Annotated in this window: 27 protein-coding genes and 1 tRNA gene; 13 read left to right on the top strand and 15 right to left on the bottom strand. The window is 61.8% G+C overall.

The features are described from left to right. Positions 1–37: 37 nt before the first annotated feature. From LRP30_RS34040 to LRP30_RS34025, 4 genes are all read left to right on the top strand, one after another. The gene (locus LRP30_RS34040; protein WP_249757656.1) at positions 38–649 is read left to right on the top strand and encodes a LysE family translocator; all 612 of its coding nucleotides are present in this window, start codon (positions 38–40) and stop codon (positions 647–649) included. A gap of 119 nt (positions 650–768) precedes the next feature. After that, positions 769–1,937 (top strand): IS3 family transposase gene (locus tag LRP30_RS34035; protein WP_249757655.1). Its coding sequence is split into 2 segments (ribosomal slippage): positions 769–1,057 and positions 1,057–1,937, totalling 1,170 coding nucleotides; the frame shifts between segments, so codons are not numbered across the junction. Positions 1,938–2,667: 730 nt separating this feature from the next. Continuing rightward, positions 2,668–3,876, top strand: coding sequence for a GGDEF domain-containing protein (locus tag LRP30_RS34030; protein ID WP_249761897.1), 1,209 nt, complete (start codon positions 2,668–2,670; stop codon positions 3,874–3,876). Between the two features lie 34 nt (positions 3,877–3,910). After that, positions 3,911–4,537, top strand: coding sequence for a peptidoglycan recognition family protein (locus LRP30_RS34025; protein WP_249761896.1), 627 nt, complete (start codon positions 3,911–3,913; stop codon positions 4,535–4,537). A gap of 120 nt (positions 4,538–4,657) precedes the next feature. Here the strand turns inward: LRP30_RS34025 and LRP30_RS34020 are convergent, their stop codons facing one another. The 4 genes from LRP30_RS34020 to LRP30_RS34005 form a co-directional block, all read right to left on the bottom strand. Then, the gene (locus LRP30_RS34020; protein WP_249757654.1) at positions 4,658–4,999 is read right to left on the bottom strand and encodes a hypothetical protein; all 342 of its coding nucleotides are present in this window, start codon (positions 4,997–4,999) and stop codon (positions 4,658–4,660) included. Positions 5,000–5,252: 253 nt separating this feature from the next. After that, a complete protein-coding gene (locus LRP30_RS34015; RefSeq protein WP_091895192.1) occupies positions 5,253–6,584 on the bottom strand; it encodes an IS1182 family transposase in 1,332 nt (443 codons plus the stop codon). A 315-nt stretch (positions 6,585–6,899) separates the two neighbouring features. Beyond that, a complete protein-coding gene (rpoH, locus tag LRP30_RS34010) occupies positions 6,900–7,799 on the bottom strand; it encodes an RNA polymerase sigma factor RpoH (protein ID WP_091896948.1) in 900 nt (299 codons plus the stop codon). A gap of 218 nt (positions 7,800–8,017) precedes the next feature. Then, entirely contained in the window at positions 8,018–9,025 is a 1,008-nt protein-coding gene (locus tag LRP30_RS34005; protein WP_249757653.1) for an RluA family pseudouridine synthase, read from the bottom strand. On the opposite strand from LRP30_RS34005, the gene LRP30_RS34000 reads away from it, so the two are divergent. After that, positions 9,024–9,368, top strand: a complete 345-nt coding sequence (locus tag LRP30_RS34000; RefSeq protein ID WP_091896954.1) for a hypothetical protein — start codon at positions 9,024–9,026, stop codon at positions 9,366–9,368. The two genes, LRP30_RS34005 and LRP30_RS34000, sit on opposite strands and share 2 nt — an antisense overlap. Positions 9,369–9,593: 225 nt before the next feature. Next, a tRNA-Glu gene (locus LRP30_RS33995) sits at positions 9,594–9,668 on the top strand. An 8-nt stretch (positions 9,669–9,676) separates the two neighbouring features. On the opposite strand, the gene LRP30_RS33990 is transcribed toward LRP30_RS33995, so the two are convergent. The 6 genes from LRP30_RS33990 to LRP30_RS33965 form a co-directional block, all read right to left on the bottom strand. Then, positions 9,677–10,840: a tyrosine-type recombinase/integrase gene (locus LRP30_RS33990; protein WP_249757652.1), complete on the bottom strand. Its 1,164-nt coding sequence runs from the start codon at positions 10,838–10,840 to the stop codon at positions 9,677–9,679. Then, on the bottom strand, positions 10,791–11,111 hold the full coding sequence (locus LRP30_RS33985) for a hypothetical protein (RefSeq protein ID WP_249757651.1): 321 nt from the start codon (positions 11,109–11,111) through the stop codon (positions 10,791–10,793). The genes LRP30_RS33990 and LRP30_RS33985 overlap by 50 nt, the downstream gene beginning before the upstream one ends. A 131-nt stretch (positions 11,112–11,242) precedes the next feature. Next, positions 11,243–11,458, bottom strand: a complete 216-nt coding sequence (locus LRP30_RS33980; protein ID WP_249757650.1) for a hypothetical protein — start codon at positions 11,456–11,458, stop codon at positions 11,243–11,245. A gap of 1 nt (position 11,459) precedes the next feature. After that, positions 11,460–13,226, bottom strand: a complete 1,767-nt coding sequence (locus LRP30_RS33975; RefSeq protein WP_249757649.1) for an HK97 family phage prohead protease — start codon at positions 13,224–13,226, stop codon at positions 11,460–11,462. Continuing rightward, positions 13,219–14,520 (bottom strand): phage portal protein, encoded by a 1,302-nt coding sequence (locus tag LRP30_RS33970; RefSeq protein WP_249761895.1) that lies wholly within the window; start codon positions 14,518–14,520, stop codon positions 13,219–13,221. Before LRP30_RS33970 ends, LRP30_RS33975 begins: the two co-directional genes overlap by 8 nt. A gap of 110 nt (positions 14,521–14,630) precedes the next feature. After that, positions 14,631–15,101 (bottom strand): MerR family transcriptional regulator, encoded by a 471-nt coding sequence (locus LRP30_RS33965; RefSeq protein WP_249757648.1) that lies wholly within the window; start codon positions 15,099–15,101, stop codon positions 14,631–14,633. Positions 15,102–15,230: 129 nt separating this feature from the next. On the opposite strand from LRP30_RS33965, the gene LRP30_RS33960 reads away from it, so the two are divergent. The 6 genes from LRP30_RS33960 (at position 15,231) to LRP30_RS33935 (ending at position 19,310) form a co-directional block, all read left to right on the top strand. After that, positions 15,231–15,929: a hypothetical protein gene (locus tag LRP30_RS33960; RefSeq protein WP_249757647.1), complete on the top strand. Its 699-nt coding sequence runs from the start codon at positions 15,231–15,233 to the stop codon at positions 15,927–15,929. A 3-nt stretch (positions 15,930–15,932) separates the two neighbouring features. Then, positions 15,933–17,219, top strand: coding sequence for an AAA family ATPase (locus tag LRP30_RS33955; protein WP_249757646.1), 1,287 nt, complete (start codon positions 15,933–15,935; stop codon positions 17,217–17,219). Positions 17,220–17,480: 261 nt separating this feature from the next. Next, complete coding sequence (locus LRP30_RS33950; protein ID WP_249757645.1) at positions 17,481–17,828, top strand: hypothetical protein; 348 nt, start codon at positions 17,481–17,483, stop codon at positions 17,826–17,828. Positions 17,829–17,940: 112 nt separating this feature from the next. Next, positions 17,941–18,147, top strand: a complete 207-nt coding sequence (locus LRP30_RS33945) for a hypothetical protein (RefSeq protein WP_249757644.1) — start codon at positions 17,941–17,943, stop codon at positions 18,145–18,147. Between the two features lie 221 nt (positions 18,148–18,368). Next, complete coding sequence (locus LRP30_RS33940) at positions 18,369–18,761, top strand: hypothetical protein (RefSeq protein WP_249757643.1); 393 nt, start codon at positions 18,369–18,371, stop codon at positions 18,759–18,761. Between the two features lie 54 nt (positions 18,762–18,815). Continuing rightward, the gene (locus LRP30_RS33935) at positions 18,816–19,310 is read left to right on the top strand and encodes a hypothetical protein (RefSeq protein WP_249757642.1); all 495 of its coding nucleotides are present in this window, start codon (positions 18,816–18,818) and stop codon (positions 19,308–19,310) included. Positions 19,311–19,336: 26 nt separating this feature from the next. Here the strand turns inward: LRP30_RS33935 and LRP30_RS33930 are convergent, their stop codons facing one another. From LRP30_RS33930 to LRP30_RS33910, 5 genes are all read right to left on the bottom strand, one after another. Beyond that, positions 19,337–20,002, bottom strand: coding sequence for a hypothetical protein (locus tag LRP30_RS33930; protein WP_249757641.1), 666 nt, complete (start codon positions 20,000–20,002; stop codon positions 19,337–19,339). 20 nt (positions 20,003–20,022) lie between these two features. Next, positions 20,023–20,769 (bottom strand): hypothetical protein, encoded by a 747-nt coding sequence (locus LRP30_RS33925; protein WP_249757640.1) that lies wholly within the window; start codon positions 20,767–20,769, stop codon positions 20,023–20,025. Between the two features lie 791 nt (positions 20,770–21,560). Then, complete coding sequence (locus LRP30_RS33920) at positions 21,561–23,246, bottom strand: recombinase family protein (protein ID WP_249757639.1); 1,686 nt, start codon at positions 23,244–23,246, stop codon at positions 21,561–21,563. A 121-nt stretch (positions 23,247–23,367) separates the two neighbouring features. Beyond that, positions 23,368–23,895: a hypothetical protein gene (locus tag LRP30_RS33915; RefSeq protein WP_249757638.1), complete on the bottom strand. Its 528-nt coding sequence runs from the start codon at positions 23,893–23,895 to the stop codon at positions 23,368–23,370. 116 nt (positions 23,896–24,011) lie between these two features. Beyond that, positions 24,012–24,188, bottom strand: a complete 177-nt coding sequence (locus tag LRP30_RS33910) for a hypothetical protein (RefSeq protein ID WP_249757637.1) — start codon at positions 24,186–24,188, stop codon at positions 24,012–24,014. Between the two features lie 759 nt (positions 24,189–24,947). Between LRP30_RS33910 and LRP30_RS33905 the strand changes: the two genes are divergently transcribed. Then, positions 24,948–25,316 (top strand): metallophosphoesterase, encoded by a 369-nt coding sequence (locus LRP30_RS33905; RefSeq protein ID WP_249757636.1) that lies wholly within the window; start codon positions 24,948–24,950, stop codon positions 25,314–25,316. The last annotated feature ends 318 nt before the right edge of the window (positions 25,317–25,634 follow it).

Genomic DNA, 25,634 nt, shown 5'->3' with positions numbered 1-25,634 from the left:
GCTCGCTTTCTCGCCGCGAGCTGGTAAGGTCGGCCCAATGACCTGGTCCTTCCTGCTCACCTCGCTCATCGTCGTCGCTTCGCCCGGCACCGGCGTGCTCTATACGCTCGCCGCGGCGCTCACCCGCGGCTCACGCGCCAGCGTCGCGGCGGCCTTCGGCTGCACGCTGGGCATCGTGCCGCACATGATCGCGGCGATGCTCGGCCTTGCCGCGGTGCTCCACACCAGCGCGCTCGCCTTCGCCGCGCTGAAATGGTGCGGCGTCGCCTATCTGCTCTACATGTCCTGGCAGGCGCTGCGCGAGCGAGGCGCGCTCGCGGTCGAAGGCAAGATCGCGGAGCGGTCGAGCGGCCGCGTCATTGTCACCGGCTTCCTGATCAACATCCTCAATCCCAAACTGTCGATCTTCTTCCTCGCCTTCCTGCCGCAGTTCATCGCGCTGGATGAGGCCCATGTGCTGGCGCGGATGCTGGAATTGAGCGGCGCTTTCATGGCGATGACCTTTGCCGTGTTTGTCGTCTATGGCCTCTGCGCCGCCTCGGTGCGCGAGCGCGTCATCTCCCGTCCCACCGTCATGGCCTGGCTGCGCCGCAGCTTTGCCGCCGGCTTTGCCGCACTCGGCGCCAAGCTGGCGTTTGCGGAGAGGTAGGCTTTCCTTCAGTTTTCCCGCTTGCTTCCTTCACCTCTCCCCGCTTGCGGGGAGAGGTCGTGAACCTCCTCCGAATGAGTGGACACCTGTAGTAGGCTCATTGAGCCCGGAGGTGTCGAATGGAACGTCAACGTCGGTCATTTACCGAAGAGTACAAGCGCCAGGCCGTTGAGCTGGTGGTGTCGAGCGGTCGCTCGATCACGTCGGTAGGCAAGGAACTCGGGCTGCGCGACTCGGTGCTGCGGCGCTGGGTGGATAAGGCCGGGCAGCAGCCGGCATCGGCGGCGTGGCGCCCCACCACGCAGGCGACGCCGATGTCGGCGGACCAGGCTTCGGAGATCGCCCGGTTGCGCCAGGAGAACGAACGGCTGCGCATGGAGCGCGACATTTTAAAAAAGTCGATCGCGATCTTTGCCGGAACCCGGACATGAGCTTCCGCTTCATCGAGGACCATCGCGACGCCTATCCGGTACGATTGATGTGCGCCGTGCTCGAGGTCTCGCCGGCCGGCTATTACGCCTGGCGCGATCGCCCGGCGAGTCAGCGGACCAAATCCAATGCCACGCTGCTGGCTGCGATCCGGCAGGCCCATCACGACAGCAGCGGACGCTACGGCAGTCCCCGCGTCCATGCCGTGCTGCGGACGCAGGGCCGTGGCGCCAGCCGCGGCCGGATCGAGCGGATGATGCGCCGGCACGGTATCCGCGCCATCACGGCGCCGCCGCGCCGGGTGCGCACCACCGACAGCCGTCACGACCTGCCGATCGCCCCGAACCTGATCGCGCGCGACTTCACAGCGGAAGCCCCGAACCGCGTTTGGCTCGCCGATATCACCTACATCCCGACCGCGGAGGGCTGGCTGTATCTGGCGGCCGTCATGGATCTCTTCAGTCGAAAGATCGTCGGCTGGGCCATGCGGGATCACATGCAAGTCGAACTCGCATCCGCGGCGTTGACGATGGCCATCCAGCAGCAACGGCCGCAGGCCGGATTGATCCACCACTCCGATCGCGGCGTGCAGTATGCCTCACACGCCTATCGCGACGCTCTCACGGGCGCCGGCATCGTTGCATCGATGAGCCGCAAGGCCGATTGCTACGACAATGCCCCGATGGAGAGCTTCTTCCATACCCTGAAGACCGAGCTCGTTCACCATCGCGACTACCAGACCCGCGCCGAGGCCCAGCGCGATATCTTCGCCTTCATCGAGGGCTTCTACAACCGCACCCGGCTCCATTCCGCGATCGGATATATCGCCCCGATCGAGATGGAGCTAAAAGCCGCTTAAACCCCTCCACTTTTTCGGGGGAAGATCAGGCGCATCCCATCGCAGATGGGATGTCGGTGAGGGGGTACAGGTCCATCGACAATCTCATGCGGGGACAGAGGCCTCTCACCCCAACCCTCTCCCCGTAAGAACGGGGAGAGGGAGTAAACTCAGCCAATAAAAAAGCGAGCCTTGCGCCCGCCACCTTCAAACACGCTCGACTTCCCGACGCCCGGGCGGAGCGAGGCTCCACCCGGGCAAAGAAAAAGAAGCCGCGTTACTTCTTCTTCGCCTTCTTGGCCTTCTTCGCCTTCTTCTTCGCCGCCTTCTTCGCTTTCTTAGCCATAGTATCCTCTTAGGGGTTAATGGTGGAACGCGACACGAGGGATGCTCGGCGGAGGGCCAGCCTCGCAACATCCTCGACGGCAAGCTCAGCAGATTCGCAGGTCTCTGCCCCGCGCCGTCACATCCGTGTCATCGTGTTATCCACAGCTCAGATGCATTTTCAGGTGATTTTGGTGCGCGAATCCGCATCGCCGCGCCAGCGCGGCATCGCCGGCGACAGGCTTAACGATCCGACAACAGCCGCGCGCCGTTCATGAATCCAAAACCAAAGGCGCGTTTTCGGGGATCGCAGTGAGACTCCGTTAAGCGCAACCGCCGCATTGTCCCCCGCAAGAAAACGGGGATGGGTGATGGACGGACGGCTGCCAGGGACGGGGGGCGCGACGCCGCGTGTGCCGCACGCGCCATGCTGAACGTACCGACATTGTGGATGGTCTTCGTCGTCAACTTCCTGGCGCTCGGCGTGATCTGGGCCTACGTGACGCGCTCCTATCCGAAATTCGCGGCTGCGCGGTTCTGGATGGCCTCGTCCTTCGTCGGCGCGGCCGGAGCGATGACGGCCCTGATCCGTCTGTTCGTTGCCTCTCCCCTGCCGCTTCTGCTCGGCGCTGGCGGCGTCATTGCCGCGAGCTGCCTTGCCGCCATGGGCATTCAGCGCTTCTATGATCGGCCGGTCTCCTGGCGCCTCATGACTGCAACGGGAGGCTTGAGCCTCGCCGGCGTCGTGGTCTTCATGGTCGGCTTCGAGCACATGCAGCTGCGCATGCTCAGCTACACGCTCGGCCAGGCCCTGCCGCTGGTGCTGGCGCTGCGTCTGTTGCTGTCGCCGGAGGGGCGCGTCAGTCCGGGCGCGCGGCTATCCGGCATCGTCATCCTCACCATCATCGCGATCCTGCTCGTGCGCACGGTGGGCAATCTGCTCGGCCATGATCTGTCGGCGCGCGCCGGTGGTCAGCCCCATGCCGTGATCGTGCTGGGGCTGCTATTCCTATCGATGACGCTGAATTTCGGCTTCCTGCTGATGGCGATGGACAGCTTGCGCAACGAGGTTGCCGACCTCGCGCTGCTCGACGATCTCACCGGCGTCGCCAACCGGCGGCATCTGCTGCAGCGCCTGACCGAGGAATGCGCCCGCTCGGAGCGCGGCGGCGCGCCGTTCTCGCTGCTGGTGATCGATCTCGACGGCTTCAAGACCATCAACGACACCCATGGCCATGCCGCTGGCGACGCCTGCCTGCGGCACTTCACCTTGATGGCGCAAACGCGGTTGCGGCCCGGCGACATGCTCGCCCGCACCGGCGGCGACGAGTTCTGCATCGTGCTGCCGTCGTCATCGCTGTGTGAGGCCGCCGCGATCGCCCGCCGCGTGCTCGAGGTCTGCCGTCAGGACGCCGCGACCTGCACCGGCGGCGACATCCCGATCGCGATCTCGATTGGCGTCGCGCAGTGGGACCGCGGCATCGGTCAATTCCCGGACCGACTGATCGCGCATGCCGACCACGCCCTCTATGCCGCCAAGAAGAACGGCAAGAACGATTTTGCCGTCTACGATCCGGCGCCGCCGCTCTCGCCCGAGCCGCTCGGTCCCGGCGAGCCTGTGCGCAACTTCGCGTAGAGGCGTGCTACATCAGGGTCCGCATTGGATCCGCATCATGATGTCTCGCCTGTTCGCGGCCGTTCTCGCCGCTCTGTTTTTGACAGCCCCCGCCACCGCTGAGGACGCCGAACTGGCCAAACTCGCGCGCGCCTCCGGTACGCCCGACATTCCCGGCCTGAAGATCGTGTGGCTGACGCCATGGGGCGACGTCGGCAGCGCAACCCCCTGGCGCAACATCATCGTGCATCAGACCGAAGGGCCGGCGGGGTCGGCGCGCGGCGGCGCGCTGGCGCAGGCGAAGAACCCGACCCGTCGCGGCGTCACGGTGTGGGTCGAGACCGACGGCACGGTCTATTGGGCGGTGGCGGAGAATTTGGTGCCGACCCATGGCGACGGCGCCAACCGCAACGACAACAAATACATCGATAACAGGCCGACCTATCGCCAGGTCGTGCGCGACAATTCGATCGGCGTCGAGTTCGCCGGCAATTATCCCGACGTCGCGGCCGGCCCGACCGAGGCGCAGGTCGCGGCCTGGAAGATCCTCGTCAAGGTGCTGCGCGCGCGCTACGGCATCCCGACTAGCCACGTCTATGCGCACAACTGGATCGACTACAAGGATGCCCGCTATTGCGAAGGCTGCTGGCTCGCCACGCTGGCGCGGGTTTGGGGGGGGTAGGGTTGCCTGTCATTCCGGGCGCGCGCAGCGCGAGCCCGGAATCCATTCATCCACCAACTCTGCGGCCTCATGGATTCCGGGCTCGCGCCAAGTGACGCGCCCCGGAATGACGGGAGCCAGCTAAACCGCCTGCGACATCCAGCCGAAAAACCGCCGGATCAAGCCCGGCCGCCGCGGCAGTTCCGGCGGTTCGTCCACGGCCAGCACGCGCTTGAAGAAATAATCCAGAAACACCATGTCGTTCGGCTCGGTGACGGTGAATTGCTCCTCGCCGAAGAACACGCTGTAGCTATAGAAGAACGGACCCATGAGCGGGATCGTCGCTGTGCCCGCATAATCCTTCGAGATCACGAACTCCGACGGCTCGAGCCCGTGCTCGCGCATCGCCTGCTCGACCAGCGGCAGCTTGCGCATGAACTGGGCTTCGAAGCCGCCGACGGTGGATTGCAGGATGATCGACACGGTGTCCGTCCAATCGATGCTGTCGGTCCGACAGTTTTGGGTCTGCTGACCGGCAACGCGGGTTCAAGACGAGTCAGTTCTACATCGCAGCCACAACCACCGCTGTCATCGCCCGGTTCAACCGGGCGATCCAGTATCCCAGAGGCGTAGAGCCTGTGAGCCAATTCGTTTGTTTCGGCATGGACCTCAAGGGGCGTTAGCGTCCCTTGAGGTCGAAGCCGGCGGCGTCAGGCCGTCGGTATGCTGCCGCGGTCTATGCCTTTACGAGACGGTGTCCCTGCAGGATGTTGTTGGTGAGGGCGTACCAGAGCACAACGGCACGGACCTTCGCGATACCGCGCACGGTTAATTGCCTGAGGTCCCAGTTCCGCCATCGGGCATGGATGCATTCGCAGATTGTGCGGGCTTGGTACTGTGCCTTGCCGGCTTCGCTGGCCATGCGAGCACGCCAGGCCGCTACGCCAGGACCGTCGTTGCTCCGGGGTAAAAAGGGATCGACACCGCTCCTGGATTTGGGAGGAGGACAGTAAACCTCGATACCTTCGCCATGCGCCCATTCGATGTCCTCGCCACTGCAAAACCCGCCATCGGCGAGGTAGCGGCGTGGCAAGCGCTTCAGCCGAGCGCGCGTTCGCTCCAGCATCGGTCGCATCAAGCCGCGATCTGAGCCGCTGTTGTCGACATCGATCGCGACCACGATCAGTTCGCCGGCCGCGCTAGCCACCTGCACATTGTAGGCCGGACGGAAGCCGGCATCCGCCATCTTCATCACCCGTGCCTGCGGGTCGGTGGTAGAGGCCCGTGGCTCTTTTGGCTTTTTGCCGTTGCCGCCCTTGTCATCGAGCTGTTTTCGCTTGCGCTTGATCTCAGCCAGCGCCGCTTGCGCGGCCTGCACCCGCTCGCTGCGTTCCCGCGCCGCGCGCTCCTTAGCGGCCCGGATCCGCCGATTGCTGGCTTCCGGATCCGCATCGACCTCGCGCTTGAGCTCTTCCACCACGGCCCCGGCCTGTGCCATCTGCCGATCCAGCGTCGCCTCCCGCCGGAACGATCCGGTTCCCGCACTCGCCCGTATCCGCACCCCGTCCTGGGTCAGCTTCTCCAGATCAACCAACCCTGCCTCGTTCAGGGCCACCAGATGTTCGACCAGCAAACGGTCAAGCAAGTCGGCACAGCCGACCCGGAAGTCCGATAGCGTATGATGGTTCAAAGACACGCCGCCGCAGAGCCAGCGGTAGACGTCGTGACTGTCGCAGAGCCGGTCCAGCGCCCGCGCGCTGCCAACGCCATCGCTCGTGGCGTACAGCCAAAGCGCCAGCAGCAACCGTGGCGATGGCGCCGGATAACCCGGCCTGTTCTCCCGCGCCTTGACGCGATCTTCCAGCTCGCTCAAGTCGAGCCCTTCGACATAAGCCCAGATCACCCGCACCGGATGATCCTGCCCGATCAGGCTATCGATATCGACCGCTCGCAATTCGACCTGATCGCGCACAGGCTCGCGCAGCCGAGGTGCCCCCCGCGGCACCACTTCGGTGCATGGCGCCGACTGTTCCGGCAATTCGCCAAAAAGTCCGTCGTCAGCCATCATTCTCTCCAGCAAATCAATCTGCTTAGAGAATCATATCCGCCTGACGCTCGATACGGAAAAGAGTCACAGCCTCGTAGGTTGGATATCTCGCTGTCGCTACGCTCGCTGCGGCGTACTGGATGCCCCGCCTGCCGCCTTCGCTGAAGCTTCGGCGCCCCTGGACCTTCACCCCGGCGAAGCCTTGGCGTAGCCGGGTCGCGGGGCATGACAACGAATGTAGTGACGCTCAATCTCCACCCCAAACAAAAAAGCCGGCGTTGCCGCCGGCTTTTGTCTCTCTTCGATCCGCCAATCTCTCTGGCGCCGTAACGCCGCTTAATGCGCGGCTTCCAGCGCGGCTTGTTCCTGCCTTGCGATCGTGCCCTTGACCGCGGACTGCACCTTCTCGAAGGCGCGGACCTCGATCTGGCGGACGCGCTCGCGCGACACGCCAAACTCGGCGGCAAGGTCTTCCAGCGTCATCGGCTCATCGGCGAGGCGGCGGGCCTCGAAGATGCGACGTTCGCGCGGGTTGAGCACGCCCATGGCGCCGTTCAGCGCGTCACGGCGGTGATCATACTCCTCGTGCTCCGCCATCAGGGCTTCCTGGTTCGGCGTATTGTCGACCAGCCAGTCCTGCCATTCGCCGGCTTCGCCGTCGTCGCGGATCGGCGCGTTGAGCGAGGCGTCGCCGCCGAGGCGGCGGTTCATGTCGATCACGTCCTGGTCGGTCACGCCCAGCCGCTTGGCAATGGTCGCGACCTGGTCGGGGCGGAGATCGCCCTCGTCCAGCGCGTTGATCTTGCTCTTCGCCTTGCGCAGGTTGAAGAACAGCTTCTTCTGGTTCGCGGTGGTGCCCATCTTCACGAGCGACCAGGAACGCAGAATGTACTCTTGAATCGACGCCTTGATCCACCACATCGCATAGGTGGCGAGACGGAACCCCTTCTCGGGTTCGAATCGCTTCACGGCCTGCATCAGGCCGACATTGCCTTCCGAGACGACCTCGGAGATCGGCAGGCCGTAGCCGCGATAGCCCATGGCGATCTTGGCCACGAGGCGGAGGTGGCTGGTGACGAGTTGGTGCGCCGCGTCGCGATCGTCATGCTCGCGCCAACGCTTGGCGAGCATGTATTCCTGCTGGGGTTCCAGCATCGGAAACTTGCGAATCTCGGCGAGGTAACGGGAAAGGCCGGATTCTCCATTGAGGACCGGCAAAGTAGCGGTACGGGCCATAGTGCGCCCTCCAAAAGGTTCAGGCCCCCGATAGCGGCGGGCCAGGCAGACGACCGCTGTGTCAAAGCCGGCCGGGCTGCGATGTTCCGCGTTGGTCATTTCCAACGCAGGCGCAATATACCCCATCGGGGGTCAAAAAGGGAAGGATTGCTGACGTCACGTCCCCGTGTGGCAGCTATAACATTTTGTAATGTAACGCTTTTCTTAAAATGGCTGCGTCATAGCGCCGCTTTCAGGCAGCTTTCGAGGAGAAGCAAATCCTCCGACAGGGGCGCCTCCCAGTGCAGAAGTTCTCCCGTCCTTGGGTGCTGCAATACCAGCAGGTATGCATGTAAGGCCTGCCGCCCCAACGCCGCCAAAGCGGCCTGCGACTGAGGCCCGAGCTGGTTCGCCTTGGTCTTGAAATGCGGGCCGTAGACGGCGTCGCCCAGCAGGGGATGGCCGATATGGGCGAGGTGGACGCGGATCTGGTGGGTGCGCCCGGTCTCGAGCTCGCAGGCGAGCAGGGCGGCGACGCCCTTGCCGTCGCGCCCATCAAAACTCTCCAGGATTTCCCAATGCGTCACCGCCTCGCGGCCGCCCTGGCGCACCGCCATCTTCTCGCGCGCATGCGGATGGCGGTCGATCGGCGCGTCCACCGTGCCGCGATGTCGGTTCGGTACGCCCCAGGCAAAGGCCATGTAGCCGCGCCGCATCTCACCGGTGCGGCCGTGGTCGGCGAATTGCGCTGACAGCGAGGCATGGGCGAGGTCGTTCTTGGCCACCACCATCAGCCCTGTGGTGTCCTTGTCGAGCCGGTGCACGATGCCGGGTCGGCGTACCCCGCCGATGCCGGAGAGCGAAGCGCCGCAATGGGCGATCAACGCATTCACCAGCGTGCCGGTCTCGTGGCCGGCCGCGGGGTGCACGACCAGGCCCTTCGGCTTGTTGATGACGATGATGTCGTCGTCCTCGAACACGATGTCGAGGGCGATATCCTCGCCCTTCGGTTCCGCCGGCGCCGCCTCGGGCACGTCGATTGTGATCGTATCGCCGGATGCGACGTGATAAGCGGGGTCGCGGACCGCGGAAGCCTTCAAACTCACTGCGCCCGCCAAAATCAGGGCTTTCAGCCTCGATCGCGACAGGTCGGTGAGGTGCGCCGCCAGCACGCGGTCGAGCCGGGCCGAGCCCTCGTCGCCGGCGACCACGACCTCCAACCTTTGCGCAGAGCCAAAATTGTCCATGACGACGTCTGATACCGCTATTCCCGAACCGACCCCCGAGCAGGCCGCGCTGTTCGCGCGGGTGCGGCGGATGATGCTGATCGCGGGGTTGACCACGGCGCTGGCAATCTGCGCCGTCCTGATCGCGGTGGGCTACCGCCTTTTCAAGTCGGAGGGAAGGGCGGTTGAGGTGGCCAGCGACGTCACCGCCACCCTGCCGAAGGGCGCCAAGATCGTCGCAACTGGCGTGGCCGGCGACCGCGTCGTGGTCACGCTGGACGTGGGCGGCGTGATCGAGATCCGCACCTTCGATGCCCACACCTTGAAGCCGGCCGGAAAGCTGAAATTTGCCAATGAACCGTGAGGGCTGGCCCGCATGCCAGCCTCCATCGCCGTCCTGGCGAAAGCCACGACCCATAACCACCGAATCCAGTTGCCTGAATGAGATCGTGGCCACGATTTCATTCAAACACGACCATTTGGGGTAATGGGTCCTGGCTTTCGCCAGGACGACGGCCAAGAGAGGACCGTCGAACCCCCAATCTCACCTTGCCGCCGGCAAAATTCGCGGCTATGTCGTACCCCTCACGCTCCCTTCGTCTAGCGGTTAGGACGCGGCCCTCTCAAGGCTGAAACAGGGGTTCGATTCCCCTAGGGAGCGCCAGCCTTTTTCTAGCCCCCTGTTTTCACCTCCCTTTTCGCCAACTCCCCAAATTTGAAGCCGCGTGTTGGGGAAGGCTTGTGCCGGTTCTGTTCGAGCTTGGTGATCGCGTTCTCGGCAAGTTGCCGCTGCTTGGCTCCTTGCGTGTAAATGCGCAAGCTCGTGGCCGAGCGATGCCCGAGCACCGCCATCATTTCCTCGTCGGTACATCCGGCTTCCGCCATGCGCACCCCTGCCAAGTGACGAAGTCCGTGCGGCTTGCAGTCAAGCGGCAGGCCCGCTGCCGTGATCGCGTCACGAAGCCAATCCGAGAACCCTGCCACTGTGAAGCCGATCCCGGCTTCCGTTTTGATGATTGGATCATTCAGCCCCACCACCGTGCCGCGCCGCGCGTGGGCGTCGTCGAGCACATACAGCAGGTCCTCGTGGATCGGAATTTCCAGCTTGGCCTCAGTCTTCTGCTGCACCACCTTGATGCGTCCGGTACGCGGGTTGATGTCGCTCCAAGCCATGCGATGGGTGTCGCTGCGCCGCTGCCCCAGATACTCGGTCAGGCAAAACGCAAGACGCTGGCGCGTGCCGAGCGGCCACCGCTCTTTGAACTGCTCGACTTCGTCCTCGGTCCATGACCGGATCGAGCCGCCCTTGGGCCGCTTCAGCCCGACCATCGGGTCGCCCGTCATCCACTTGATGTCGATGGCGTGCTTGATCAGAATTTTGAACTTCTTGTGGGTGTCGAGACCTGAACCGGGGCGGTCATCGAAGTCATCAAGAAAGTCGATGATGCGCTCGCGGGTAAAGCCGATCAGCGGGCAATCGCCATAGTCGCGATCAATGGCATTGAGCCGTGAGCTGTACCCCTTCTTGGTAGTACCGTCGCGATTGGCTTTGAACTGTGTGTTGTTCGCTTTGTAGTGCGCGATCAGCGTCGAGATCGTGCGCACTTCGGTGGAGCGGCGCGTCAGCAAAGGCATAGCGATGCCGGTGCGCCCTTCCGCGGCCGCCTTGTACGATAACATGAATTCGTCAGTGTATGGCACACCGATCAGTGGTGTGCGCGGGCCTTTGCCGACGCGGTAATAGTACCGGACGGTTTCCTGCCCATTGCGCCGGTCAACAACGGCGTCAATGTTGGGCAAAAGGTTTTTGCGCCTTGGCGGCTTTGCGGACTGCATCAAATCGCTCCAGTGCATGCTGGTCCTTGTCGCTCATTGCGACAGGCGCGACAGCTTCAATGTGGTCTTTTCTCGGAAGTGCCGCAATGGCTACATCAAGCTCCCGCTGTATCCAGCCGAAGCGCCGCTCCGATAAGACGACCGCCTTGGGCATGCGCCCAACGGATACCATCTCATCGAACAGGCTTGGACTGACGCAGACATACTCGGCGGCTTGCTCGCGACTGAGCACGCCGAGGATGTAACCAATGGGCAGGGACGACCCTTTCATGTTCGTTCAGTAACCTATTCGATAGCTGCGGCCTCGCCGACCTTGACCCCCCAAAGGAACCGACACAGCGGGGAGGTTGGCTTTCCGTTGTTGGGCTGGCCGCTTCGCCCGCATTTGCCCTGTGCCGAAGCTCAATAACCTTTCATGGAGCGCACGACGGCAACGGTCGGCGTCGTCGTGCCCGTAATTTGCGCTATCTCGTTCTGGAGCGAGGCGATGGCCGCGCGCATCTCCTCGCCGCTGGTGTAGGTGATCGAACGGCCGTCGTACTCCAGCGAGCGCGTGCCGGAACGGTAGGCGCTCTTCAGCGTGTCGAGTTGCGCCTGCAACGCTGCAACGTCGGCCATATTACTGGCCCGCGTTGGTGACGAGGCCGCGCCACTCCACGGCACCACAGCCGTAGTCGAGACGCACCTTGGTCTGCACGCCGTCAACCTCGAAGCCCGCGCGGCTCTCGGTCTGCGGACCCGGCGCACCCGCCAAATAGGCGAATTCGATGCACGGCAGCAGCGCCGGATCGGCGGCGAGATACCAGCGATGGGTATCGGCCAAGCGCGGCTCGACGATCAAATCGAGGAACGCAAACGGGTTGACGTTGGCCGTCTGCGTTGCCTGCACCGACGTGATCAGCTTCTCGGCGCTGGTCTCCAACGCGCTCGGCACGATCAGGTAGCGCGGCACAACGCTGATGCCGCCACCGCCGGGACCCGTCTGATTGCGCATCAACAAGCGTGCTTCCGACAAGGTCGTCTCGCTCGGCACGCCGCCGGTGCCGACGTTGCCATGGCTCGCGTGGAACAGCGTCAGGCTGTCCGACATGGTCGGGCCGAGACCCGAGTTCTGGACGATCAGGTCAACGAGCTTATGCCGCTCGAATTCAGCGGCAGCGAGGCCGAGACGCTGGGTGATATCGCCAAGACCGCCGAGATCGTCGTTGACCAGCGCTTTGCGCGTGATCGCAAAAATCTTGCCGTAGGTCGCGACGCTATAGCTCTCGGCGCTGTCGATGAAAGCGCCAAAGGGGTACTCGGCGCTCTCATTGATCAGGTCGAGCGTGAAGCCGGAATGATCGATCAGAATGCGGCTCTTGGCGCGGAAGTCGTTGGCTTCCGTCTGACGGGCGACGCGGCGGATGCCGCTCGGCGCGATCTGGTAGGCTTCGCGCAGCGACTTGTTCATCAGGTTGGCAAGCAGCGCCGGATAATCCGACGTTGTCTGCAACGCGCGGGTGATCACCGTCGGCGGTGCCATGCCGAGCGACGAAATGCCAGCGCGATGCAGACATTCGCGGGCAATATCGGCGCAGCTCATACCGACATACTGGCGAGCCTGCGGCATCGGCGTGAAGTTCGGCGCGATGCGCGTGTACATGGCTTCAGCCGTGGCGCGCTGAAAGATTTCAGGATTATCGAGCGTCATCGTGTTGTGCATATTGGCGGTTCCTGCGCTGCGAACCGTCACGGAACGGTCGAGCATGTCATTGAGAAAAGCGCGGCGAGCATCGTCGATGCTTGCGCCGCATTCGATCAGGGTATTGACGCGGTCCGCCGCAACACCGGCACGGCGGCCGAGTTCACGGATGGCGCGGTCGTCGTTGGCCGCGCGGGTGCGCGCCGTCGGATCGGCAGGCACGGCGACAAAGCTCGCCTCGCGCACCGACCAGCGGACGGCGGTCATGGTGCGCACGCCGTTGGCGTCCTTACCGGCACGCCACTCGCCGACTTCATAGCCGACAGACAAATTGCGGATGATGCCGTTGCGGATGTCGGTGACGACCGGCGCGATCTCGGGACGTGACGAGAAGCGGATACGGGCAATGACTTCGTTGCCCTCAACGCGCACGTCATCAATCACGCCGATCACGTTATCGATGCCGCCCTGTTGGTGGCTGTCGAGAACCGACGCACCACGGGTGACGGCGAGGTCGAGCCCCGAAGGATCGAGGATTTCGAGGAAGTCGCCACGCACATCACGACGCCGAACCGGCGTGGTTGATGCGATGACGGCTTCGACGGTCATCGCCTCGCCGTCGAACGTGCGCGGACGCGGGATCGCGTCACGGCGGGTCAGGTCAACCGCGCTCTCGCGCAGCAGCAGTGCAGTAGAACTACGCATCTTCATTCTCCGTATCGGTTTGATTGCTGATGTTCGTGGCGGCCGAAGACAGGTCCTCTTCGGCGAAAGGATCGGCGGCGATCTCGGTATCGACATCGGTGATGTCGCGGCCTTGCTCGGCAATGATGTCAGCTCGCGACCGCAGCTTTGCTGCGACCGCCAGCGTGTCGGCTTTTGCCTTCTTGAGTTCGTCAATGGCAGGCCAGCCGGGGAAAAGGAACGACGCGGCATAGCGCTCAGGGTTGCTCTCGTAATCCGGCGCGCGCATGCGGCCGGACAGCACTTCGAGCATGACGATGCGATCCCAGATCGGGTTGAGCAGTTGCGCGACCAGATGGTTTTGCTGAATGGCTTTGACGCGGCGCTGGAACGAAGCCAGCGCCAACTTACCGGCCGAGTAGTTCACGCTGCCGTAATCGCCCGTCGCAAAGAAGGCGGGGACGCCAGCGCCGCTACAGATCATGCGCTCGATGTGGGTCAACACCTCGCTGAGCGACGCCATGTCCGAAGTCGGCGAGAACTGGACATCTGCGCCTTCCGGCAGACGCATGATCGCGCCGGGCTCCAGCATCGGGAGCATCGGATGATCCTGGAACATATAGCCTTCGGGATCGCGGACGAACGCCGTTAGAACCGCCGACACCTTCATCTTGACGTTCGCTGCGTCGAGGCAGTCGTCGAGGTCGCGCGCAAGACCAGCGACCGGCGTCAACGGGCTGATGCCACGCGGCACGCCCGGCCATTGCGGTTCGAAAAGATGACAAATATCAAGCGCGGGCACGCGGACGGGCGGCGCAACCGATGCCCAAGGGCTATCCGGCGGGGTCGGCAAGACCCAATAGGCCGAGCGGCGGCCGGTGCTATCGAATTCGATGCCCGCAACGATGTTCGGCGTATCGCCAGTCATGCCCAGCGACGGGATCGTTTTCGCGTTGTCCACCTGATCAGCCGACAGAAGCTGCAACTTCAACGTCGTGGTGTCGGGATCGACGACCAACTTGGTGAAGCTCTCGCCATCGACGTAGAACGCGCGCGCCTTGCGGGACAAGTAGCCGCCGAGCGACATGCCGCCTTCGACCGAACAATCGGCGAAGAACTTGTTCCAAGCCGCGTGAAGCTGCGCCGCGATCTCGGGATCGGGATGCGCAGAGCGAACGGACGGGCCGTCACCGACGATGGCCGTGACCGCGTGCTGGATGATGCTCGCCATCAAAGCATTGTTCTGAGACTGATGGCCAATCTTACGGGCCGCGACCCGGCTGGCCGCGAGCTGCTGCGAGATCGGCGCGGGCATGGAATAGCTATGCGGCCAGCGAGCGCTGCCGCTGGCCGCGTCATAGCCAGACGACCGGCGCATCAAGGCGCGGAAGGCGTTGCGGGCGCGCGTGATGATACCCATCACGATTACTTCTTATTCTGCTGTTCGAAGTGATTGAAAACGTGCTCGGCGATAACGGTCAGGTCAAGAACCGTCATAACGCCGCCGCTACGCTCCATCTCGTAGTAGAAGTGTTCAGGGCCAAACAGGCTGAACTCGAACGTTTTGTTCTTGCTCTTGCTCGACCGAATGCTCAGCAAGGTCTGAACGCGATGGGATTTGCTCAAGAACGCGGCGAACAGCCGGCGCAAGCCCATGGGATGATTGGCGAGAGAAATCGCGTCGCGAGCGCTCAGGCCGTAGTCGGTCAAAACCTTGATGGCGCGAACGACGCAAATATCAGACAGAGAGAAGCGCTTGACTTCCATGCCGCCGGTAACGGTGTTCTCAAGAAATTCGTAGCGGTTTCGCCATTGACGAAGCGTGGCTTCTGAGCAGCCAGCCGCAGCGGCCACTTTGTCCGACGTGAACACCTCTTCATTGGTGTCGATCTTCATGAGAGTTTTGCCCCGTTAATACGAATAGATTGTCACGTATCACGATTTGTAATACGTTTCAAGCTATTCGTAACGGAAAACCCGCCTACGGTTGTCGGACCGGAAGCGGGCTAGAAAGGCAAATCACTCATGGAAGCAGTACCTTACAAGTCGGTCGTGGAGTTGTCCACGGACGGGCCGACGCAAGTCGGCCCATTCCGTGTTTGTGCGAATGGTCTCGACGGCGGTCATCGCCGTTACGGCTCCCGCATCAAGCCGGTGCCGGAGGCGGAGCGTCAGCCGGTGCGCCGCGATCAGGTCGAGATCGTCAAGGAACTCCTGCGCGGCTGCCGTCCCACCCGGTGGGCGCGCAACCTGCTGTCGCCGGTGTCGTCCGATCTGAAGCATTGGGCAGAGAATTGGGCTGGTCCCTACATCAGCACGGGCGCGGCCATCGTCGCCGCCATCGAACTCGGCTTTGTCTGCATCCCTACCGCCGAAGGCTCGCGCAACGTCTTCATCGGCGTGCACTTCGACGACGTTGCCGCGCGCATGGCGGAGCGCGGCTGGTATATCGCGCGCGGCCATGAGGGCGCGACGCGCATCCAGCCGCCCAAGCCGAAGCCCGAGATCGATCATGCGTTCTGGGAGCAGTGGGCCGCAGAGAACGGCATCAAACTCGGCGAAGAGACCGTCGCAGGCGACGGCGATGACGACAGCGATCCATTCGCTGTTGAGCCGCCGACCGCGCCGCCGCCCGATCCGCATCCGTTCTGGGCGCGCTGGGTCGAGGAACACGGCATGGATGCTAACGCCGATCTTGTTGCCGACGAAGTCGAGGAGGGCTAGACCATGCACGGCGGCTTCAAGAAGCTCGATCCCGACCACCTGCTTGAGATGATCAAGCAGGAGATGCGGCGCGGTTGCAGCGATGAAAATATCCGGGAGCGGATGGCTGCGGCCGGGTTCGCACGCGACATCTACATGCAGCGCATGATCGACGGCCTGATCGCGCAAGCCCGCAACGAAACCCGCATTCCGGACCCCACCGATCAGGCCGCTGTTGCGGCGGCCCAGCCGATCAAGTTCATGAGCATGAGCGGCTGGGATGACGAGCCGCCGCCGCGCCGTGAGTGGGCGGTGTTGAACCGCGTGCCGCTGCGCCAAGTGACGCTCTTCTCGGGCGAGGGTGGCGCTGGCAAATCGCTGTTGCTGTTGCAGTTGCTGTGCTCCACGGTGTTGAACCGTGACTGGATTGGTAGCCTGCCGGAGCCCGGTCCTGCGATCTATCTTGGCGCTGAGGACGAAGAGGACGAGCTGCATCGTCGTCTCGATGCCATTGCACGCCATTATGACGAGCCGTTCTCGGAGCTGGTCGCGAACGGCCTCTATCCCGCCTCCTACGCAGGCGAGGATATGACGCTGGCGCGCTTCGACCGCAACGGCAACATTCAGCCGACCTTGCGTTATGATCGCCTGCACGAGCAGGCATGCGACATCCATCCGACCATCGTCGCGCTGGATACGCTCAGCGACATCTTCGGCGGCAACGAGAACGACCGCGTGCAGGTGTCTGCGTTCATCGGCTTGCTGCGCAAGTTGGCGATGACGGCCAACTGCGCCGTCATCATCAACAGCCATCCGTCGCAGGCGGGCAGCAACAGCGGCACCGGCCTGAGCGGATCGACGGCGTGGCATGGCAAGGTCCGTGGCCGCATGTACCTGCGTGCGGCCACCCAGGACGAGGGTGGCCTGACCGATCCCGATCTGCGCGTGCTCGAATTCAAGAAGAACCAGTATGGTCCGCTCAGCGACAGCATCCCGCTGCGCTATAAGAACGGCGTGTTCGTTCCCGAGCCGCGCGGCGGAACGCTCGATCCGCAGATCGCCGAGCAACGCGCCGAGCAGGTGTTCCTGATGTTGCTCGACCGCTTCACGCGGGAAGGCCGTAACGTCACCGACAAGAAGGGCACCAGCTACGCCCCGGCACAGTTCGCCAAGGAGCAAGAGGCCAAGGCCGTCAACCTCAACAACAAGGCGCTCGAAGAGGCGATGCGGCGGCTGTTCACGCAGGGCAAAATCCGCGTGGTGACTGAGGGACCGGCCTCGAAGCTGCGCTCGCGTATGGTCAAGGTGTAGGCGGCATGGCCGCTTCCACCAACCCATTCCACCAGCCTTCCACCATGCTTCCAGCTACTTCCACCAACCCTTCCACCTCTCCCCCCTATAACCCCCCGGCTGGTGGAAGCGCACCAGCGGTGCTGGAAGCACCGTGCGCGCCCACCACCACACACGTCGGTGCGTCGGAACATCAACAGGCAACATCCGGCGCGGCGGCGTCGAACCGCACCTAGCTGACTAACCGGGCACAGACGCAGCGCCCTCAGAAAGGACACAACAATGCAGACCTACGTGATGAACCCGAACCTGTTTGAGCAATACTTCCTGCACTTCGCTGGCAAGCTCGCTGATGCGCCCGGCGCGGGCCACCTTGCGGAGCTGGCCCAGACCGCGAAGGCCATTCCTGTGCCGGTTCTGGCGAGCCTGACGGCCAAGATGGCGCGGCTCAATCCGCGCGCGGTCAACTGGGCCTTGGCGACGCTCGCCGAAGAGATCGCGGACGGCTGCGCCCACTACGGCGATGCGACCGGCTTCGCGCGTGCTCTGGACCGCGATCTGGAGTGGCCGGAGTTGATGGAGCTGGCGACGACGGAGGTGGAGCGCCGGGAGCGCGGCAGCCTGCATTAGGAGGGGTATGGCGGCCCGAGGGTCGTCTCGGTGGAACAGCCTTACCCTTTCCTGCCGTGCAAGTGCTCTGCTATATTACTTGGAGAGAGCGGCAGTTATGGGGGAGCAGCATATGCCGACCGCATCTGAGTTCCGCCAGCTCGCGCTCGACTATAAGGCGCAGGCGAAAGAAATCGGGATTACTTCGAGGCGGGCCGCCCTACTCAGAAACATCGCTCATAGCTATAGCGGCTTAGCTCATCAGCTCGACATGTTGGCCGAAGATGTTGAGGCGGAGAGACGCGACCTTTCCCAAAACCGCATCGAACCATCGATCTGAGCCACCCCACAACAACGAAACGAGGGTCCTGTGTCCCCATGGTGAATGCGGTTGCGGCCGCAGCCCCCGGGGTGGCTAGGGTCAGAAATTTTCACGAGGGTTTAGGTTTATTTTCCTAAGCACCCCGACCGAACTATAAAAGTTGACAACGACACTTTAATGGTGGATAAAGTGCCTCATTGGAGGTGGCGTCGTGCTGTCTCAGCATTTGGAGGATTTATATGTCTAATTCTATCACTTTTAACGTAACTGATCCGGTTCTTGCCATGCAGGTGGCAGAACTAATCGCCCGATATGAAGGTAAAAGCACCGCCCCGAAGGCCGAGCAGCAGCCGACCGAGGGCAACAAGCCTTTGGTAGGAATTACCAATGGTCGCCGCGTCGAGATCCCGCATGGCGAGCAACTGTGGCACAACTATCTTGGCACCGACCTGCACGCGACCGTCGAGAACGGAATGATCCGCTTCGAGGACAAGATTTATGATAGCCCAAGCAAGGCCGCGCTGGTCGCGGGCCTGACTGTGAACAAATCCTGCAACACCCCGAATGGTTATAAGTGGTGGAACGTCAAGCGCGATGGCAAATGGATCCCCATCGAGAAGTTGGCGGAGTGAACAAGCAGCCCCGGGACAATTCCCGGGGTTCTTTTTTGCGCTCTAGGAAACACAATGAGCACCACGAAAGATAAATATTCCCGGCCAACTGCAATCCACGAAGCTGGCCACGCCGTCGTCGCGTGGTCTTTCAACTTGCCGGTAGGCGCGATCTGGGTCAGCGCCGAGGATGCGAGCGGCGGAACGCAGATAGGTCCGGCGGGTCATCTGAAGCTCGAAGACCAAATTGCCGTGCGGTGTGCTGGCGGCATTGCGGAGGAGGTCTTCGAATGTCCCGGCCATGAACTCGCGACGTTCCAAGATAATGTCGCAATCATGAAATTGTTAGGTGAGCACGGTTTTACGGAAGAAAACGGCGGCCCCGCCTTGCGTGTGCGAGGTTACGACATTGCTGCAACAGCGCTAGAAAAGAACCGTGCCAAAGTGATGGCTCTAGTCGAGCAGCTTGTGGAGCACGGTTGCGTCGAGGCGACCGCCTTTTTGATGTTGATGAATAATGAAGCGTCGGATCATGGAGTGGATGAAACGGCTCAAAATCCGTCAGCATAACGCTCGGCACTGGCGGCTAAGCGGTCTCACGTAAAGCCACACTCGTGGATATGGTCGGCGCGATCCGCTTTGGGAGGCGTTGCCCTTGGCGAATTAGTCTCGTCGAGCCATTGCCCGATGATTTTCAGCTTCGTTTCATTTTCCGGGATCAGCATGCCGAGCGCCTTCCGCTTTCTCGTATCTCTGTCGTCGTCTGGATCAAGCTGCCATTGCTGAACATGCAGGAGGCGATCAGTAATCTTGGCGTGATGGCACCAAAGGCCCTGATGTATCCACACCCGGGCGTACTGGTGACAGATGGAAACTGACGCGCGAGCCCAGTAGCGACGGCGGTATCGGTCGGCTTGCACAAGGCTTTCCGCGAGCTTCGTTAGATGTTCGAGCGCGTAAGCGTTAGCGGCCTCGCCTGTGTCAAGCGAAAGATAGTATTGCGCACGATAGCCACCGCGCGAATTGTGCCAGAGATCGATGGCTTTGGAACTGGTTCGCAAAGTAACTGACCAGCGATGCAAGCCGACCTTGTCGCCTTTTCTTCCCTTTTCGCATGCGATGTGAAACAGCTCGGCGCTTACGCAGGTTTTAGCAACGATCTCATCAAAATCGGTCGCGCACAGCAATCGCTCGCGACGGCTGTATTTCACAGAATGATCGATATTCCAGTTGCGTCTTGGGGCAAGATAAAATCGCGACATCTCGCGAGAGCAAGCTAAGGTCAGGCAGCTAAACGATACTGATCGTCAGTCGCGTCCACAGGCAAAATGCGAGATGTTCTGCCAAGAACAAGCAATCTTGGCGTCCGGTCCTTGTTAGTAACCACCGAAACTCGATGGGGCGCGGTGTCCCCCAAGTCGCGAACGTCGAGAAATTTAGTCACTGCGCTGTTTACGGAATTGGCATTGGGCGTGACGACTTGGAACAGCGTCAAGTGCCCTTGCGCCTTCACAGCCGCATCGAAATCGTAACTTTCCGAAGACGCGCCATTGAAGGAAACTGGTTCGCGCGAGAAGGAAGAGCCAAAAACGCTCTGTAGGCGATCCCAGAGAAATGCCCTGTGATCCGCGTGCTCGGTCGTTGCCAAATGAAGAGCAGTGTTTTCGACGGCGGTCTTTGCGGCATTTGCAACCGCCATCACCGCTGGCACTAGGTGATCCTCGGGAACATCCAAGTCGAAAATCATATTGTGATCGAAGCGAATTCCAAAACGTTTCGCCACTTCGACGGCGATGCGTTGGAACGCCCTCTCGCCGCCGAGAAGACCGGCTTCGCGCCGAGCGCTTCCAGTATCGGACACAAGAAACCCATTCCGCAGGCGCGATATTTCAACACCGACCATAGCGCCGCCGGGATACAACAGGGGAAGAGCAAGGCGCACTCCCTGGTCGCGTGCCGTCACACGGACGAGCGCGCGGGCGACTTCATTGGCGGTTTCTTCAATCGATAGCGCAGCTACTGCCATCATACCAATGCCTGCCAAGTTTCAGGACCGGGAAACTCATCCAGATCATCTACGTTGAACTCGGTTCCCACAGAGCGCAGAAATTCTCTGAAACTTTGTAAACTATTAGGGAAGGGCGCCGCGACAGGCAAGTTCCCCTCCGGACCTGACCCGAATGCCTCGGGTCCATATCGGACATTATCGTCTAGTCGGTGAACATGACAGCCAGCGACAGAGTGTGGGAGGGCCTTAAGCCCGGGCGTCTGAAGCACCTTGTAGCTGTTTTGGTGTGGGTCGGAAGGCCATGCATCAATTCTCGATATGGTTACGAAAGAGCGACCTCCAGCGACCTCTAAGGTTGCGGTTACATCCTCTTGCCGTCGATAAGCCCAGGCTTTGAGCCGTAGCCTCACACCTTCCAAACCTGTGCCAGTCTCATCGCCGAGCTGGAAAATGACCTGCGTTATCTCAGTCGAAACCGTGTGAACGTCAGCGCGCGAAGTCCGCACGCCCTTGCCGGTAGGCAACGCCGCAACTTTCGACCATTCAGGCCACCCTAGAAGGGTCTTTTTACGCTGGACTATCTCCCGCCATGCCGTCGGCACAGCTGGGATAACCTTTCGCTTACTCTTCGACATTCCCCGGCCCCGCTGGGCCGATTGTCTACAACTTCAGGAATACTGCAAGGAGATCGCACGCGAATTGAGAGACCCTAATCGATGTGGGCCGATGACAAGACGAGGTCGCCGCCGCGTTGGGAAAGCCTGAAAATAAGCATTAGAAAACAGTAGAAGAAACCCTCCCCAACAATGCTGTTAACTCATTGATTTTGCAGGAAATGGCGGCTCCCCTAGGGAGCGCCACCCAGTACTCATCTGCGAACCCGAGACCGTGCCGCTCCGGCTGGCCAAGACCGCCCTTTCGAGCACATCCTTGCTGCCCTTGATTCGGACCGCGGTGTCATCGACCTCGACAACGCTGATGAGAGACTGCAGGTAGGCTTTCCGGAACGGGATAGAGCCCGAGGCGAACTTCTCTCGCATCGAGCGGCCGAACTGTTCCAGCAATGCAGAATCGATTTGGATTGCGTTCGAGTGGTGTGACTTGGCACGTTCGAGAGCTGCTCTTGAGCGATCCCGATCAGCCTTGAGAACGTTCAAGCGATCCTTGAGGACATCGTCGACTTCGGTAACGCCGTCTTCGATGAGTTTGTAAAGGCGCTTTAGCTTGTCGTCCGCGTCGGTGACCTCCCGCTGGAGGGCCGTGATGCGCGCGTTCACAGCGTCTGCCTTTTCCGCGCGCCGCGAGGAAAGGGAGGAAAGGATTTCAGCCAACCGCTCGGACTGGAACAATCGCTCCGTCAGATGGGTCGTGACCAGCGCGTCCAGCTTGTCCATGCGGATCGACCGGCCTTTACAGACGGTCTTTCCCTTTCGGCTACAGGTCGAACAGGAATAGTAGCGATGGACCAGGCCGGTCTTCGAGGTACCGGTCCGCAACGTCATGGCGCCTTCGCAAGCCGCGCAGACCGCCAGTCCCGTCAGCAGGATCGGCCCGGTCGTGACGCGCGGCGCCACAACCTTCGGGCTGCGGGCATGAAGTTGGCGGCGAACCTGTTCGAAGAGGTGGGGCTCAATGATCGCTGGAACCGCGGTGGTGATAACCTCCTCGTCTGGCTTGCGCTTGCCGGTCCGCGAGGACATCTGGTTGAACTTCCACTCACCGATGTACGTCGTGTTGGTCAGGATCTTGTAGATCGTGCCGGTGCCGAATGTCTTGCCCTTCCGTGTGCGGTACCCCCGGCTGTTGAGCCATTTGACGACCTCCTTGACGCCGAGGGCGCCGGACGACCCATCCCCGTAAAGGTAGAGCTTGTAGATGAGCTGGACCGTCTCGCAGTCAATCGGGTCGATTGCCAGCGTTTTCTTGATCTTGGTGCCTCGCTTCTCGACTTCGACCAGCACATAGCCCAAGGGGACGGGCGAGCCGTTCCAGAAGCCGTGCTGAGCGTTCGCTTTCATATTTCTGATAACGTGCTTTGCGTTTTCTTTGGACTGGTACTCGTCGAATAGTGCGATGACCTTGCGCATCATCGCCTGCACGGGATCGTCGTCATCACCAAGGGGCTGCGTGATCGAAACGAGCTTGACGCCGTGCTTCGCCAGCTTTCGCAGATAGAATTCCTGACCGAAAGCATCGCGGAAGAATCTGCTGTAGCTGTGCACCGCGATGACATCGAACGCATGTTCGCCGTCGCAGGCGCGCTCGATCATCTGCTGGAACACAGGGCGCTTGTCGTCGGTGGCCGAGGCGCCTGGCTCGATAAACTCAGCGACGACCTGGTGGCCCTTGGCCTCACACCAGGCGAGCATCTGCGCCCGCTGATCTGGAATCGAGAGATCGTGCTTTGCCTGACGATCCGTCGAGACGCGCAAATAGAACGCAATGCGGGGCGCGTTGGGATCGATAGCGATATTCGGTTTACGCCTCTGTTTACTCATGTCATCAAACCTCTACTTCTCTGACTTTCGCAGCTCTGGAAGACGCTGGAAAGCTAATTTTGCAGTCGATCACGGATCTTCACGTTGGCTCGAAGGGGTATCGCGCAGAACGGCCATTGGCCTATGGCTCTTCGTCGATACTGCGCGGCCTGCCTACTCGAAGCAGAATTCGTGCAAGCCAGGCGCAGACGCTGCGTTCGGTCGCGGCGTTGCGACCGAAGAATACGAATTCCGGATTCGCAGCTGCGATCTCCGCCGCCCTGCGCGTACGCTTCGTGGCAGTGGCGCACTGCATCAGCCCTACGATTTCCGGATCATTAACGATGAGTTTTGCTGCCTCGATCAATTCCATCGTCGAGGATCCCTGCTGGATCACGTCGACGAAGTCGCGAAGCTCAGGCCGACCGCCAATGTCGACCGTTACGCGGCGCAGGTCTTGGTCGGCCAATAGCAATTCGACGGCGCGATGGAAACTCTCGTTTTCGATCGCGGCGGCGGCACTGCGAATAGTCGCGCGCGAGCGATCGTCATTACCGACCCAGATATTGATCTGACGCTTGTGCGCGTCTAGCTGCTTCTTGCGGTGCCTTTCCTTGCGGATCGAAGCCTTCGACCTGTCGGTCCGAACAAAGGCTACGACGCTCTTCATGCCGCCGGCCCGGAGTTCCTCGTCCGTGAGGGGGCCGACGATCGTGTTGGACTGCGCAGCCCGATCGGCGTCAGCTTCATCAGAGTGTTCGTCAGGAGGGCACATGGCGTTCCTAGTCACGATCTAGGGCCGGGGCCCCGATGGGCTTTCGGCGTTGGGGGTGGAAGCGGGTTGGAGTCGGTCGCGGAGGCGGCGTCTGCGATCAGCCGATCAATCAGGTCGCCCAGGTGGATCTGGATCGTGTCCAGCTCCCGCACGGTCACAGGAACCACCTCGGGCAGGTCGTCGAACACGATCGGTCCGTCCGGCGTCGCGCCTCTGGGGGGCCAGCACTCCCGTCGAGGGCGATCGGGCGACGCGATCCGCGGCGGCGGCCGTGTCTTTTGCGACTTAGCCACGGTCGCAACTCCGTGGCCGGTCGCGCTCGCGGATACGGGCAGAGGTCTGTCCAGCCAAATCGAGGGTTGGACCGAGCATCGAGGTTTTGACTTCGAACCGCGACAGCCGGCTGGGCCAACAGATCGGTCGTCGCGCGCCGACCGGCCACTTGGGGGCGGTCCCCGCCGCGCTATGAGCCGCAATTGTCGCAACCACGAAAGCCTCCATCGAAGGAGGCATTCAGTAACCGCGCCCGTCAGGTCACGTTGCAGAGCAATTGAAAGAGATCGGCGCCTTTCCGTGGACCCCACGTATTGGCGAAAGCCGACACGGTCAAGTTTGAGACAAAACGTCGGAACGTTTTCGCCGGCTCACAATGCGTTGGCGATTTCTGTCGAGGCCGCCCAATGTGGCTCGGCACCTGTACAAGCCTGGGTTCGGGCACGATTACTGCGCGTCAACCACGCGGCTATTACGAGGAAATGCCGGGCCGGGCGAGTAACTGATCGTCAATGATGCGCGAGCTACCGAATTTGCTGACGCATCGCCGCGAGGTGCTCGCCGAGCTCAGGCATGAGCCAGGCGACACTAATCACTAACATGATCGTCAACCCGCGCGACATCGAGGCGGGCAAAGCCGATGGGGTTCGAAAGACCCGAGGGGGAAAGCTGCAGTGACGACCTGGTTCTACGCTGATCCACATTTTTTCCACGCATCGCCGGACAAAGCGGACGGCATTATTCGAGTGTGTAACCGGCCGTTCGCGAACGGACGCGAGATGAACGAGGCGATGGCTGCGTCGTGGCGCGCCGTCGTGCGGCCGGACGACGAGATCATCGTCGTAGGTGACTTCGCCCACAGAGCCGATCCGGCTGAGCTCCGCAACCTGTTCGACAGCCTGCCAGGCCGCAAACATTTGGTAGCAGGCAATCACGACGGCGAGGCCACAAAGGGCCTTGGTTGGGAATCGGATGGCCGTTGGCTTGGTAAGCTCTTTTGTCGAAGCTCCTTACGGGATAGCGGACGCGTGCGGCGGTCGTAGGTCTGCCGATCGATATACGCTGGCCATTCCTGCCTGATCACATTCGCCGTTCAGGAAGCGAGCGGTCTCCCGGCTGCTCTCTAGCGTTTGGGATGGCTTGGCCCAGTTCGTGTGGAAAGAGCCACCGGCATAGGCGCGGGCCTCTTACGGATCGCCTCGCGGCCGGTACTGTCGCAGTCCACAGCGCAGATCTTGACCAGTGCACGTCGGCCGCGGTCACGTCTCAGCTGATTATCCCGCAACTGACGCCGTTATCCCGCATCGCTGTCTTCAGCAACACAGGAGGTGCAATGGAAAATGGAATCCAAGGCGACATCG

Source organism: Bradyrhizobium sp. C-145 (assembly GCF_023375135.1).
GTDB classification, from domain to species: domain Bacteria; phylum Pseudomonadota; class Alphaproteobacteria; order Rhizobiales; family Xanthobacteraceae; genus Bradyrhizobium; species Bradyrhizobium zhanjiangense.
Note: the sequence above shows the minus strand (reverse complement) of the source record. Positions and strands in the feature narration are given on the sequence as shown.